The sequence below is a fragment of the Lentimicrobium sp. S6 genome (assembly GCF_013166635.1).
Classification (GTDB): domain Bacteria; phylum Bacteroidota; class Bacteroidia; order Bacteroidales; family UBA12170; genus UBA12170.
In genome coordinates, this window is the sequence record NZ_JABKBZ010000100.1 from 1 (window position 1) to 15,193 (window position 15,193).

Annotated in this window: 8 protein-coding genes; 6 read left to right on the top strand and 2 right to left on the bottom strand. The window is 34.7% G+C overall.

The genetic code is table 11. The features are described 5' to 3' along the window. Nucleotides 1-284: 284 nt before the first annotated feature. Nucleotides 285-2,861 carry a T9SS type A sorting domain-containing protein gene (locus tag HNS40_RS20315; protein WP_172284404.1) on the bottom strand — a complete coding sequence of 859 codons (2,577 nt, stop codon included), beginning with the start codon at nt 2,859-2,861 and terminating at the stop codon, nt 285-287. Between the two features lie 557 nt (nt 2,862-3,418). Between HNS40_RS20315 and HNS40_RS20320 the strand changes: the two genes are divergently transcribed. From HNS40_RS20320 to HNS40_RS20340, 5 genes are all read left to right on the top strand, one after another. After that, nucleotides 3,419-5,608 (top strand): glutamine synthetase III, encoded by a 2,190-nt coding sequence (locus HNS40_RS20320; protein ID WP_172284406.1) that lies wholly within the window; start codon nt 3,419-3,421, stop codon nt 5,606-5,608. A gap of 77 nt (nt 5,609-5,685) precedes the next feature. Continuing rightward, nucleotides 5,686-5,892 (top strand): zinc ribbon domain-containing protein, encoded by a 207-nt coding sequence (locus HNS40_RS20325; RefSeq protein ID WP_172284408.1) that lies wholly within the window; start codon nt 5,686-5,688, stop codon nt 5,890-5,892. A 54-nt stretch (nt 5,893-5,946) separates the two neighbouring features. Then, nucleotides 5,947-7,089: a DUF4831 family protein gene (locus HNS40_RS20330; RefSeq protein ID WP_172284410.1), complete on the top strand. Its 1,143-nt coding sequence runs from the start codon at nt 5,947-5,949 to the stop codon at nt 7,087-7,089. Nucleotides 7,090-7,218: 129 nt separating this feature from the next. Continuing rightward, nucleotides 7,219-10,455: an exodeoxyribonuclease V subunit beta gene (locus tag HNS40_RS20335; protein WP_172284412.1), complete on the top strand. Its 3,237-nt coding sequence runs from the start codon at nt 7,219-7,221 to the stop codon at nt 10,453-10,455. An 84-nt stretch (nt 10,456-10,539) separates the two neighbouring features. Beyond that, on the top strand, nt 10,540-10,884 hold the full coding sequence (locus HNS40_RS20340; protein ID WP_172284414.1) for a DUF1801 domain-containing protein: 345 nt from the start codon (nt 10,540-10,542) through the stop codon (nt 10,882-10,884). Between the two features lie 88 nt (nt 10,885-10,972). Here the strand turns inward: HNS40_RS20340 and HNS40_RS20345 are convergent, their stop codons facing one another. Next, complete coding sequence (locus HNS40_RS20345; protein WP_172284416.1) at nt 10,973-12,898, bottom strand: S9 family peptidase; 1,926 nt, start codon at nt 12,896-12,898, stop codon at nt 10,973-10,975. Nucleotides 12,899-13,152: 254 nt separating this feature from the next. Between HNS40_RS20345 and HNS40_RS20350 the strand changes: the two genes are divergently transcribed. Beyond that, nucleotides 13,153-14,856 carry an aromatic amino acid hydroxylase gene (locus HNS40_RS20350; RefSeq protein ID WP_172284418.1) on the top strand — a complete coding sequence of 568 codons (1,704 nt, stop codon included), beginning with the start codon at nt 13,153-13,155 and terminating at the stop codon, nt 14,854-14,856. Nucleotides 14,857-15,193 lie beyond the last annotated feature (337 nt).

Here is a 15,193-nt window from a genome sequence, read left to right on the forward strand (position 1 = left end):
TGGTGTTGATTTTCAGAAAATTGCACATGAGTTAATCAACAATAGTGAAAATTTTCTGTTTTTTAGAGAAAAAGAACCTATTCTAATTCAGCTTGATAAGGCAGTCTGATTTGGTGCGAAACTTCAGTTATTGATACAATTGAACTTAAAATACTTTTCGATCTAATAATTAAACAAGCTTATGCCCAATTTTAAATGAATTGATCACAAAATCCCCACCTATAAACTTATAGGTGGGGATTTTCCCAATGTCACAAAAAACATGTTAAACATTAACTCATTCATTATTCCACTATAAATCGTTCAGATATTATATTTCCCATATTCTGAAAAGTCAGAAAATAAACCCCTGGTTTTAATTCATCTACAGGAATAAGAACTTGTCCTTTTTGCTCACTTTTAGAATAAACTTTAATCCCCGACAAGGAATAAACGCTCAGTTCACATTCTTCCTTAATATAAATAGAAATAAAATCACTAACAGGATTTGGATAGATTAAAGAGTTTGATTGACTAATGGTCTCAATGGAAGTATTTTGTTCTGTAGTAAACTGCCAGTTCACAGCATTAGGGTTCTCTACTCCTGTTTCTGATTGCGCTACCGGAACTACTTTCCAATAATAGATAGTTTCAGGAGAAAAGTCCTCTGTACTTGGATTAATCGAATAATTGTCTTCACCTGCCTGATATTCCACAAACGCTAATAGCTCTTCCTCACCTAAATTTGTATCTGTACCAAAATATACCTTAAAACCAAAAGGCTCCGAATAGCCTGTTTCTAAACTAAAAGACCACATCAAAGTCTCTAAATCTATAGCTACAGCCAACTCACCATCTACTGGACTTACGCATTCTGCTAGATTAGGGAAGTCGTATACAGAACTTTCAGTGGCAAATGTCCAAACCTCTACCCCTTCAGCTTCCTGGCCATCCTCATCAATTGTTATTGGAATAACTTTCCAAAAATAATCCATATCATATTCTAGATCTAGAATATCTGAAATGTTGATATAGTAATTGTCCTGTTCTTCTTCAAAATCAATCCAATAATACGGGAGTCCACTAAAATCATCCGAATCATTAAGAAACACTTTGAATCCTGCTGGAATAGCAAATAAACCATCATCGAGATAATCCCATGAAAGGGCAACCTGTGTAATTGAAACATCAGTACTTAAGTCGGCAGGATTTGGATTGACAGCTGTTGTTGGCAGTAGCTCAGCCAATTCATCAGCTCCTAAATCTGGATTTACCAGACTTCGTTCTTGTCCTTCAATATCCTCGGTGATAGATATTGGATTATCAATAGGAATAGCATTTTCACGAACCAATACATCTGAGTTATTCACATACAAATACAAATCATCAATAAAGCTAACCTGTCCAGTAAAAGCTATTTGATCGAAGTCTACGACTAAGGCTTGATAATCTTCCAAAGTTTCTCCAATTAAAGGCGAACTACTACTGTAGGCATAGAAAATAGGATGGCTTTCAGATGGTTCATCACTAAAATATAAGTTATTAGAAGTCTCATTTGTGATATTGCCCAATGTGGTGGTACTTTTATAAAACGCCGTTGCCAGCCCTGTGGATGGAGATGTGAGTGATGTTAAATTAATAAGGATATTATTCTTTAAAGTTACAGGTTCGTCATCATTATTCACAAACAAAGCAGCGGAGGAATTCTCACTGTTTGTTGCTGTATAATCTAATTGCACTGAATTATACAAGACAAAGGCCTCATTAAAACTTCGAAGTTCTATACCTCTCGCTGCTGGCGAACCAGACAAAGAAGATGCAGGAGCTGCAATATCAGAAACCATATTATTATAGATAGTTGCTGTAATATCGGTTCCAAAAAGCATAATCCCGGTAGCTGTATTCGATCCTCCCCCTGTTGCACTGATGTTATTTATGATATTATTATATATAAGGTGTTCAGATTTACGGGCATTCAAATAAAAACCAAAGATACTGGTGATAGCAGAATGATGATTATCAATAATATTATCGTGAATTTCAAACGGTTCTGTCAACAATTCATTGGGCAAGCTACTCGTTGTTGCAATGGCTGCTGGTGCAGTACTGCCAGTACCAATTCTCTCCAAATCTATAATTTGGGTATGATGTACTTTTGCGCCATTTTGCCCTTTCAAATAAACTCCACATAAAGAAATATCTGAAATCAAACTTATTCCGTCATCTATCGCTCCTACTTCATTATCAAAGCCCATGAAACTAACATCCCCTGTTCCAGAATCAAAATTATAAGCTATAATGCAGTTCTGAACCGTATTATTAAAGAATTTATTATCAGCATGAATCCCTTCAGAAAATGTGGGTTCTTCTTCTGTTAGCACATTTATCCCTATGGTTTGATTGCTATTGGTTTTGTTTAAATTGATATCTAAATTCTGAAATACATTATGTTGACAAGCATTATTAATTGATGCATTACTTAGAAACAAGCCATATTCAAGGAGCCCATTTTCGGTACTAATAGCTATCCCATCAATGGTCATATAATCGGTTCCTAAAAGAGTAATACCCGCCTCAGCATCAGCTATTGTTCCTTCGATATTTAGAATAGGCTTTGCTCCTGTTTGATTCCACTGAATATTGATTGGGTTCCCTGAGCTTCCACTACCGCTAATAATAAGTGGAGAATGATTAAACACTAGATCTCCACTCATTTCAAAAGTAATACCTCCTGCATTTACTTCATAAAGATTTAACGAATCTACAACAGACTGGAAATCAGGGTAGTTTTCAGATGGTACATTTCGAGTTCCCGATAGTTGCGCTATCAACAAGTGACTAGATATCAATATAATAATGGTAGTAGCTAATAGTTTTTTCATAGCATTAGTGTTTTTTTTAATAGTTTTAAATATGTTCTTGACAAAATTAAATCAATTTCTAAAGATAAAAAATGATTACTATAATTCATATCAGATAAAACTAGGCTCCACAAATTAAAAAGTAGTACAAATAAGATCAATAAATGAATTAAAAAGAGGATTCCATAAAATAAATCAACACTCTTTATTTTAACTTAGTTTAAAACCTTTTATCGTTTTTATTAAACCCTCCCAGATAAATTTAGCAATAGATTTGAGACTATTATTCCTTTCCCTCTTCTTATTTCTGATAGCAAGATCGCATCATTCGATTTGATATTTAGCATTATTTCAAATTCATCACCAAAAAAACAAGTTGAATTTATCAGCTCTTTTTCACCCTATTTTTACCGCAAACGTTTGAAAAAATCACACCGTATAATTATTCATAGTTTATTAACAAAATATCCATCTTTTCTTGATAAGAAATTCATTTTTTTACGAAGCCCTCTTTTTGAAAAACTTATATTTGCAGCTTAAAACCATTCTAAATTATTTAACAAATAAAAATTAGTATTATGCAAAATTTCAGGTTCACAGCTCTTGAAAAAACGCTTGACAGAAAGCTCGTCCATTATGAAATGCCAAAGAACAAACCTTCTGAGTATTACGGGGAAATGACTTTCAATATGTCAGCTATGAAGGAATACTTGACCGTTGAGGCTTTTGGCAAAGTTAAAAGCGCTATTGAAGAGGGCTTAAAAATTGACAGAAAAGTTGCAGATCAGATTGCCGCTTCTATGAAAGCATGGGCATCATCGAAAGGGGCCACCCACTACACTCACTGGTTTCATCCATTAACTGGTTCTACTGCTGAAAAACACGATGCTTTTGTTAATCCTGAGGGAGAAGGCAAAGCCATCGAGAATTTCAGAGGTAATGAACTGGTTCAACAGGAACCCGATGCCAGTAGCTTTCCTCATGGGGGAATTAGAAACACTTTTGAAGCCAGAGGATATACCGCTTGGGATCCAACAAGTCCTGCATTTATCCTTGGAACGACACTTTGTATCCCTACTATCTTTGTATCCTACACTGGAGAAGCCTTAGATTATAAGACTCCTCTATTGAAGTCATCAAGCGCTCTTGACAATGCAGCAACAGCTGTTTGTAAAATGTTTGATAAAAATGTGAATAAAGTATATGCTACTCTCGGTTGGGAGCAAGAATATTTCTTGGTAGACTCTGCTTTACACACCGCTCGCCCCGACCTTGTTTTAACAGGTCGTACCCTATTTGGCCATTCAAGTGCTAAAGACCAACAACTTTCTGATCACTATTTTGGAGTTATTCCTGAAAGAGTGAAAGAATTTATGAAAGAGTATGAGATAGAAGCCCACAGATTGGGAATCCCTGTAAAAACTCGTCATAATGAGGTAGCACCAAATCAGTTTGAAGTAGCTCCTGTATATGAAGAAGTAAACCTAGCCGTTGACCATAATCAATTGATTATGCATGTGATTGAAACAGTGGCTAAGAAACATGATTTTGTAGCCCTATTCCACGAAAAACCTTATGCCAATGTTAATGGTTCAGGAAAGCATAATAACTATTCATTAGCTACAAGCACGGGTAAGAATCTATTTGCTCCCGGAAAGAACAGTAAAGAAAACCTACAGTTCATTGCCTATATGGTGAACATGATCAAAGCAGTAAACGATCATGAAGCCTTATTAAGATCTAGCATCTCTAGTTCTGGCAACGATCATCGTTTGGGTGGTCATGAAGCGCCTCCTGCTGTTATCAGTGTGTTTATTGGCTCTCAATTAACAAAAATGCTAGACAAAATAGAAGCTAGTACTACTAGTGCTGGAATGTCTGATGATCTTTTAGAAGCATTAAATATTGATGTGCCTAAGATACCTGAAATTCTATTAGACAATACAGATCGTAACAGAACCTCCCCTTTTGCTTTCACAGGAAACAAATTTGAATTTAGAGCTGTGGGTTCCAATGCCAATTGTGCTAAGCCTATGATTGCACTAAACACCATCCTTACCGACCAACTCGTCACCTTTAAAAAAGACATGGATGCTTCAATGGCAAATGGCATTTCTTTTGAAGATGCCTTATTCCAAGTGATTAAAGAGTATATTATTGATAGCAAAAGAATTCGTTTTGAAGGCAATAATTATAGCGACGAATGGTTAGCAGAAGCCGAAAAAAGAGGATTGAGTAATATTAAAACAACACCTTTAACTTTAGATACTTACATCGACGAAAAAACAATAAGCTTATTTGAGCGCAATAATGTGATGACCAAAAGAGAATTGGAAGCACGCAGATTGATTCGTTTAGAAAAGTATACTAAAAACATTCAAATTGAATCCAGAATTTTAGGAGATATGGCTACTAATCATATCATTCCCATTGCCATTAGATATCAGAATACCTTGATAGAAAATGTAAGAGGATTAAAAGAAATCTTAGATCTTCAAACATATGGTAAGGTTTCTAAGAATGAGCTTGATATCATCACTCATATTTCACATCATATTTCTGAAATTAAGAAAAATGTTGATTTTATGATTAATGAACGTAAGATAGCCAATAAGCTTGAGGGAGAGCATGATATGGCTGTAGCTTATGATACTAAAGTTCGTCCATATTTAGATATTATTCGCCGTCATGTTGATAAACTTGAGTTATTGGTGGATGATCAGTTATGGCCATTGCCAAAATATCGTGAACTATTATTTGTGAAATAGTCTTTATAAGAATTCATCTATAATTAGAGTTTTATTTGTAATATTGTCTTCAATTTTATAAATAAAACTCTTTTTTTATGTCTCAAAAATATGTTTGTCCAAAGTGCGGAAATACTAGCTTCGAAACCGATGAAATAAGAACAACCGGAGGAAGGTTCTCAAAAATATTCGATGTGCAAAATAAGAAATTCACCGCTGTAACTTGCACACAATGTAAGTATACAGAATTATACAAAGGTTCAACAAGTACCATTGGTAATGTATTCGACTTCTTTACTAACTAAGGCTTTGAAAAGCTAACAAGCTCACTCCTTCTTAAAAATCTAATAATCCAAAAAATGAGAAAATATTTATTTCTTTTAATGATATCTTTTAGTTTAACGAGCATTGCTCAGGTCACTACAACTAAAGTAACACCACTTGAAGACTTCTCAGCTTCCAATGGTACCGTTTATGCTTTACCTAAAGCCAGTTTTAGAATAGACGTTTGGGTAGAGAAAGCTGAACATATTAAAGGCCCCTATGCTATTTATGCTAAGAAATTATTGGGATTAGAAACCATTATCGATTATAACTCTAAATCCTATTCTATAAAAAATGTAGCTATTGACGCTGAAATCATTGCCGACCCAGAGCAATTATACTTCGTCAATTTGGGTGAGAATTCAGAGAAGTCTGATAATATCAAATACCTGCAAATGAACGAATCTGGTTTATTCGGTGGAGTCACAGCAACTGCGCAAACTGCTGCCATTGAAAATCAAAATATTCTGATTGAAGAAATCATCAAAGGAAACAAGGATTTCAGATATTTCGCCGATGCCAATCTGATTGAAAAAACCGATACCATCATTAGAAGAGTGGATATTGACACTTCGCATATCGAAAAAGCCATTATCAAAAAATATAGTGTGGAAAAAGACATGTTGCAAAGAGCCCAAGATGCTGCAACTACTTTAATGGAAATCAGAAAGAATAGATTTGAATTGATTTCTGGTTATCAAGAAGTTGCATATAGTGCTGGAACTATGGAAATCATGAATGGCGAGCTTAAACAGATGGAGGATGATTATTTGGCACTATTTGCAGGTAAAACAGTGCTTACAGATGAACATTATGTATTCTATTATTCTCCAACTACCGACCAACCTAATATTATAGCTCCGGTTTTTAAATTCTCTGAACAATCTGGTGTTGATTATCTTTCTGCTAGTGGCGGTGAAAAGATTTCCTTAGCTATTAAAAGCAATGGTTTAGCGGAAAACATGAATGATATCAATACCAATTCTGCGGTTGATGGAATAGTATATCGTTTCCCAGAAACAGCTGAAGTTTGGGTAAAATATGGTTCAAAAGAGTTCGACAAGCAATTAATGGCGATTCCACAGTTTGGGAAATTACAGAAGTTACATTTTAACCAAAATGTGATGGAGTTACATCCTACTACTGGTGGGCTAAAACTATTGGAAGTTAGGAAATAGATTGGAGATTGAAGCATGAAGCATGAAGTTTGAAGTTTGAAACACTAGGCTTGAGGCCTTTATAATGAATTTTAGGCTTTCTTTGAATCCAACTTTTTAACTATTAGCTATTAACATTAACTCATACACATGAGCGCATCTACCAAAACACTAAAGGTTTATAAATCATCGGCAGGAAGCGGTAAAACCACTACCCTAACCTTGGAGTATCTCAAACTTACATTAGGGAAACCAGAGGCATATAAGCATATTTTAGCGCTTACTTTTACCAATAAGGCTGCTCAAGAAATGAAAGAGCGAATTCTCGAATTTCTCGGACAACTCATTCAACTCAAATTACAAAAAGACGATCCTTATTTTCTGGAAACCCTCCTCCAGGAAATTCCAAAATACAAAACGGCTCTCGATAGCAAAGGAATACTCGAAGCCAGAAGAATGATACAAAACGATTCTTTGATTCTTCATAAAAACCTCATTCACAATTACTCTGAGTATGCGGTGAGTACTTTAGATAGCTTCACCAATAGAATTATTCGCTCCTTTAGCCACGATTTAGGTTTGAGTTTCAATTATCAAGTGGAACTTAATGCCGATCAAATGTTGAAGGATGCGGTGGAGGAATTGGTGAGTAGAATTGATAATAAAGAAGAACTCATCACTAAAATATTAACGCGCTATAGTCAGCAAAAGATTGACAATGAGCGAAGTAGAAATATTGTAAACGATTTAAAAGACAGAGCAAGGTCCTTATTAAATGATGTGGAGGAGGAATTCCTTAAACCGCTTAGAGAGTTAGATTTAGAAGAAATGTCTTCCATACAAAAACAATTGGAAGCACAAGTAAAAGAGTTTGAAAAACAGTTGCAGAACTTTGGGCAAGAGTTCATCGATTTATGCAAGAGAAATGCTATTTTGCCCAGTATGTTTTTTCAAGGAGCCAAAAGTATTTATCCTTATTTTAAAAGGTTTACTGAGAAAGATTATAAATCTCTAGAGCCTAATTCTTATGTCATTAAGATGATAGAAGAAGACAAGTGGACGGCTGGAAAGGTAAGCCCTGCAGACAAAACCAATATAGAATCACAAGGAGAAGAAATAAAAGCAATTTATCGAAAAACGCAGGCCTTTATAGAAGACTATAGGTCTGATTATATCTTGAAAAAAGAAGTATTTGCTGGCATCTACCCTTTTATGGTATTGATGGAATTAGAAAAAATCATAAATCAGATGAAAGTGGATCAGCAAATGATTCATATTTCCGATTTCAATAAAATCATCTCTGAGAAAATCGCCAACGAATCAGCTCCCTATATCTTTGAAAGAATTGGAAATAAATATCAACACTTTTTACTTGACGAATTTCAGGATACTTCTGTTATTCAATGGCATAACCTTTTACCATTAGTAGAGAACTCACTTTCTGAGAATCATTTCAACTTGATAGTTGGAGATGCCAAACAGTCCATTTACCGCTGGCGCGGTAGTGATGTGGAGCAATTTAGTCATTTCCCTAAGCTAACCAATATTGGAAGTGATCCTTTTATGGCAGATAGGGAACAACAATTATATCGAGCCTATGAAGAGATTCACCTGACTACTAATTATAGAACAGGAGAAAATATTGTGCAATTCAATAATAAACTCTTTCAATTTATCATCGATAGAGAATTTCTACCAAAATCACAAGCTAGTGTTTATGCTGATTTAATTCAGAATCCTCAAAGCAAAAAAGACCTGCCTTCTTCCGTAGAAATTCACCAGATGGATATCAAAGAAATTGCAGGAACTGAGAATAAAAACCTTCTTTATATTGAGCGTACTTATGAGATCATTCAACAATGTTTAGAGCAAGGATTTCAATTGAAAGATATCGTGGTCTTGGCTCGAAAAAATGACTTTCTAATACAGGTAGCCCATTATCTTCTAAGCAAAGGCGTCAATGTGATTTCCTCAGAATCCCTGCATGTAGACACCTCACCACAAGTACAATTTTTAGTAAGTGTAATCCAATATCTCTATCAACCCAAAGAATCTCTTTATCAATCTGAGATATTAAAGTATCTGTTTAGACAGGGATACATAAACAGTACTTATTCTGATTGTTTAATGAATCTTGATTCTTCAAAAGAACTTCAAGATTTATGGATAGCATTAGAAATTAATTTAGATAAAGAAGAACTATTAAAACTAGAAGCCTATGAGGCTTTGGAACAAATTTGTGATATTTTCAGGATGGATAAAAATAATGCACTCCTTCATTTTTTCTTAGAAGCAGCCTTTATTTTCACTCAAGATAACCATCAGTCTTTGGCAGATTTCAATGAGTGGTGGACCATCAATGCCTACGATTATAAACTGGAAGTTCCTGAAGAATGGGATGCCGTAAAACTGATGAGTTTTCATAAGTCAAAAGGATTGGAATTCCCTGTGGTGATCAATCATTTTGCTCAAGCTCATTTACGTTCCAGACCCGGACAAGAAATCTGGTTAAATCCAGAGTTTAAAGACTTCCCTCAACTTAAAAGCTTTCCTTTTAAACTGTCAAGTCTTGAAGGCACCCAATTTGAGTCTTTTAAAACCATAGAAGACGATTTAGGCAAACTCGATGAGCTGAATATATTTTATGTGGCTATGACTCGACCAGAACAAAAACTCTATTTATTGGTGGATAAATATGAAGTTCCAAAAAAATCAAAATCTACTTCTAATCTTTTTAAATTCGACCAGATTTTAGATGAGTTTATTTTGCAATCGGAAGCCAAACAATTAGAGGAGAACGTCTTTGTCTTTGGAGATGACACAGTTAAGAAACAAGAAAAAAAACATGCAGAATCCATGGATTCTACTTCTGTAAGCATGACATCTCAAACCAATGCAGATTGGCGAAACAGTATCTCATTAGCACTAGATACTGAAGAGGAGAATACCGCGCTTTCTTCGGCACAATGGGGACAAAAAGTACATGCTGTTTTATCAGAAATACAGTCGGAGGAGGATATTGATTTTATATTGTCTAGAATGGTATATAAATCGTGGATAGCAGCTGAAGAAAGAGATGAAATAGAAGCCATAGTAAAACGAGTAATTGAGCATCCTCTCCTTCAGGAATTCTATCATAAAGGTTTAGCTAATTATTCAGAACGAGAATTATATAGTTCCGAAGGAAAAAAATATCGTCCTGATAAAATGATCGAACTAGAAGAGCAGTTTATCATCATTGATTATAAGACAGGTAAAAAACAGAAAAAAGACGAAAATCAAGTTCTCAATTATTGCCAATTAGTAGAAAAATATTCTGGGAAACCAAGCAAGGGATTATTAGTTTATATTCATGATGAGGTTGAAGTTAAGGTAGTTAACAACTAAGAGTTAAAAATTAACAACCAATTTTATTTCAAAACAAAATGCTAAGAAACAAGACTATTCCAAGCACAATCCTATTTTTGCATCATGTTAAGTATTATTGAAGAGTTTTATGAAAATCAGCAAGAACCTAGTAAATCTTGCTTTTTGAGTCTTAGAAAAATTATTCTTGATTTTGATCCAAATATTAAAGAAACTTGGAAATATCAAATCCCTTTCTTTTACTATAAAGACAACATGTTCTGTTATTTATACAAGCAAAAGAAAGGAAATCTACCCTATATTGGATTTGCAAAAGGAAATCTTATGGAAAATGAAATGCTTGAAAAAGGGAATAGAAAAAAGATGAAAGTTTTACCTATCGATCCTAGATTAGATATCCCTAAAGAACTCATTCTTGAAATTTTAGCAGAAGCTAAAAAGCTTTATTAAATATTGATCATCAAGATCAATAAAGCCACGAATTCTATGAGTAATTCTCAGAATTCGTGGCTCAATGTATTATAAAACGATAATTGTCTTATTTTTCTAATAATTGCTTATTTAAGAAAGCTTCCATAGCTCTATAAAAATCAAAACGATTTTCTTCATTTCTAAAACCATGACCTTCATTATCTTTCACTAAATACTCAACAACGACTCCTTTTTCTTTCATGGCAGCAACCATTTGATCAGACTCATCCACATTCACTCTAGGGTCGTTTGCACCTTGAGCAATGAATAATGGAGCTTCTATTTTGTCTACATGGAATACTGGAGATACTTCACGAAGCATCAAACTATCGGCCTCTAAATCACCAACCATTTCAAACATCATATCCAACATTGGTTTCCAATAAGGAGGAATAGTTTTCATAAAAGTGAACATATTAGAAACACCCACATAATCAACACCTGCAGCATATAATTCTGGCTCTTTAACTAATCCCATTAAAGTAGCATATCCACCATAAGAACCACCATAAATAGCAATTCTTTCAGGATCTGCAATTCCATTATCAATTAACCAATTGGTTCCATCAGTGATGTCATCTTGCATTTCGCGTCCCCATTTTTTGAAAGAAGCTTCCCAAAACTGACGACCATAACCTGTTGAACCACGGAAGTTCATTTGCAATACTGCATATCCCCTATTGGCTAAGAACTGAACTTCTGGATTGAATCCCCAACTATCTCTAGCCCAAGGACCACCATGAGGGTTAATCACCACAGGAAGGTTCTTAGCGTTTTCCATGGTATAGCCTTTTGGCAAAGTTAAATATCCATGAATTTTTAAATCATCGCGCGAAGTATAACTGATGGGGAGCTGATTCGACATTTCGTTTTCATCTATCCAAGGACTCACTTCTACTATCTTCTCAATCTCATCATTATCAGTATTATAAATATAATACGAACCCAATGACTTGTCGCTATAAGTTCTGATGATATATGTGTTTTCATCATCGTTGCTTGCTGATATTGCAATCTCATATCCATAAAGATGCTTCTCTAATTTCTTGTACATTTCCTCCGATTTGGTATCGAAAAAATGACGTTCTCGTTTCCAACCTGTATATGATGCAGCAGTAATTACTTTTCTTTTCCTAGAATAGCTCACGCTTTCAACATCATAATCGTCATTCTTATATAAAACCTTAACTTCCTCACCTGTTGCAGGGTTAAACTCTACAATGGCTGACTTATCTCTTCCAATATTAGAACTTCCTATGATATTTTTATTATCGAAAGTAAAAAATTGAGGGCTAAAACCTTCTTTAAAATTAGTCGTTAATATAGTTTTCCATTCGTCTTGCTCAGTGCTTCTATATAATACACTTTGACTGGTGCCATCAAGAGCCAATGCAATTCTTAATTTGCCGTTATGGTCTAGCATCCAACCCTGAATGTTTCCAGGATTCTCAGCAATCATTTCCATTTCACCAGTTTTCAAGTTCAAACGATAGGGATCAAAAACTTGAGGATTCCTCTTGTTTAAGCCAATAATCATGAAATCTTTTTGCTCTGGAAGATCATCAATAATTTGCGATCTAACACCTTCAAATTCAGTAAAGCTTATAAGATTAGTTCCATCTATATTCACACCGTAAAGACGATAATTTTCATCTCCACCAGTATCTTTTAAGAACACAATTTGTTCATCATTTGGCCAGAAATATCCTGCGATATCTCTATCTACTTCTTTTGTTAACTGAATTGATTCAGCTTCGCCCCTCTTTTGAATGAAAATATTCATTCTACTTTCATAAGGAGCCATATAAGAATAATAACTTCCATCAGGAGAGATTTGATAACTAGATTTCTCCGGGTTTTTAAAGAAGTTTTCTAAAGGAATTTGTTTGGCTTTCACTATTTCGGCTTTTTTGTCTTTGGCCTGATCACAGTCACAGGAATTCAATCCTCCCATTACTATAGCCAAAGTTAATAATACATAAATTCTTCTCATTTTATCTGATTTTAAGAACGATTTTTTGACGATGAACTGCTTCTATTGTTACATTAAAACTCAAAGATAATATTTAAATAGAAATGAATGAGCATTTTAACGGGTGTTAACATGATCTAATTGAATTCCCTTTTTGTACTTGACTTCGCTAGCTGTTAATCTTTTGCAAAAAAAAACAAGCTTACTCATCTCAATGTCTAAAACATATTAAAATTTACTAATTTTACCATTCACCCATATTTCCAATATAATATATGAAGACCAATCCCATTATAGAAAGCTTACCTGAACATTTAAAAGATTTCATTATTGACCAAAACTATCAACAATATACTGGAAGAAGCCAGGCTGTTTGGAGATATGTGATGCGAAGAAATTTAGATTATCTTGCTGATGTAGCGCATCAAAGTTATCTAGATGGATTAAAGAAAACAGGAATAAGTATTGATAGGATTCCTTCTTTGGAAGATATGAATGATATTTTATCCCAAATTGGCTGGGGAGCTGTTTGTGTGGATGGTTTTATTCCTCCAGCTGCCTTTATGGAATTCCAAAAACATAATGTTCTAGTTATTGCTGCTGATATTCGTTCTATTGATCAACTGGAATATACTCCTGCTCCCGACATTGTTCATGAAGCTGCGGGTCACGCGCCTATTATTGCTGATAAGGAATATGCAGAATATTTAAGAAAATTCGGAGATATTGGTTCAAAAGCCTTTAGTAGCACTTATGATTATGAACTCTATGAAGCCATTCGTCATCTTTCTATTTTAAAAGCAGATCCCAATACTAAAGCTAAAGATATTAAAACAGCAGAGGATGCCATCATTGAATTAGAAGCTAATCCGAGTCCTCCATCCGAAATGGCCTTCATTCGTAATTTGCATTGGTGGACTGTAGAATATGGTTTAATTGGGAGTGTACAAGACCCTAAAATATATGGGGCTGGTTTATTATCCTCCATTGGTGAAAGTGTTTGGGCCATGAGCCAAAAGGTTAAAAAAATTCCATATAGCCTCGAAGCTATGGACTATTCTTTTGATATCACGAAACCTCAACCTCAGTTATTTGTGACACCTGATTTTAACCATTTGAATACTGTCTTAGATGAATTTACTGCAACCATGTCATTAAAAATTGGAGGTATTCAAGGCATAAATAAAGCAATAGAATCAAAGGATTTAGCAACTGCTGTTTTAAGAAGCGGATTGCAAGTAAGCGGTGTTTTTACCAATCTCATTGCGGAAGGTGCTCATATTGTTTATATTCAAACCAATGGACCTAGCATGTTGAGCTATCAATATAAAGTACTCGAAGGCCATGGAAAAGAATACCATGAACATGGATATGGAACTGCCGTTGGAAAACTCAAAGGTGCATTAAAACCCATGAGATTATTAGAGGAGTCCGACTTGCGAAATATGGATATCATTATAGGAAAGGACTGCAGATTAGAATTTGATAGTGGATTAAAGGTTAATGGTCGTTTGATGAGTACCACAAGAAAAAATAACAAACTCCTAATAATGAGTTTTGAGGATTGCACTGTGGAGTATAAAGAACAAGTGCTATTCCAACCAGATTGGGGCATTTACAATATGGGCATTGGGGAACAAATTCCATCAGTTTTTGCAGGTGTAGCAGATGCTGCTGGTTATCAACTAAAATTAGAAACCCCTAGCGAAGTCACTCATAAAATCAATTATTCTGAGAAAGAGAAGTACCTATTTCAGCTTTATGATCAAATTAATAGCTTTAGCACTTCCTCTTCTCGTCCATCTGATATACTCATCGACGAAATCCTCCGAAAGTATCCCAAAGAATGGCTCCTACAATTAGAAGCTTTATACCAAATTGAAAAAGGAAGCTCCTCTGAGAAAAAGCTATTGGAATCTTTAAATAATGGGGATTATTCTGATGAAGAATCTAAGTTGATCGAGCTTGGATTGACTTAAAATTCTTAATTCAATACTTTAGCTAATAACGCATAATCATATATATTTTAATATATAAGGTGTTTTTTACCCACATAAAACGCAAAGCTTTTTTATTTCATTTACAATTCTGTTCTTATCTTTAATTCTCCAAATTCCCCCTTTCCCCCTTTCCCCCTTTCCCCCTTTCCCCCTTTCTCCCAAGTCACCAAGTCACCAAGTCCCCAAGCCCATTAGCGTTAACTTAAGCAAAAAGCTCTTTCAATTTGTTGCTCAAAATTTAATCGATTTTTCCTTTTCTCATAAGTACAATACCTTGATAATTTAGCTAATGAGTCGCCTGGGATATTTGGGCTGT

What these genes read in the sequence shown, in the direction of transcription:
- HNS40_RS20315 (WP_172284404.1), bottom strand. Translation starts at nt 2,861, where the DNA reads ATGAAAAAACTATTAGCTACTACCATTATTATATTGATATCTAGTCAC.
- HNS40_RS20320 (WP_172284406.1), top strand. Translation starts at nt 3,419, where the DNA reads ATGCAAAATTTCAGGTTCACAGCTCTTGAAAAAACGCTTGACAGAAAG.
- HNS40_RS20325 (WP_172284408.1), top strand. Translation starts at nt 5,686, where the DNA reads ATGTCTCAAAAATATGTTTGTCCAAAGTGCGGAAATACTAGCTTCGAA.
- HNS40_RS20330 (WP_172284410.1), top strand. Translation starts at nt 5,947, where the DNA reads ATGAGAAAATATTTATTTCTTTTAATGATATCTTTTAGTTTAACGAGC.
- HNS40_RS20335 (WP_172284412.1), top strand. Translation starts at nt 7,219, where the DNA reads ATGAGCGCATCTACCAAAACACTAAAGGTTTATAAATCATCGGCAGGA.
- HNS40_RS20340 (WP_172284414.1), top strand. Translation starts at nt 10,540, where the DNA reads ATGTTAAGTATTATTGAAGAGTTTTATGAAAATCAGCAAGAACCTAGT.
- HNS40_RS20345 (WP_172284416.1), bottom strand. Translation starts at nt 12,898, where the DNA reads ATGAGAAGAATTTATGTATTATTAACTTTGGCTATAGTAATGGGAGGA.
- HNS40_RS20350 (WP_172284418.1), top strand. Translation starts at nt 13,153, where the DNA reads ATGAAGACCAATCCCATTATAGAAAGCTTACCTGAACATTTAAAAGAT.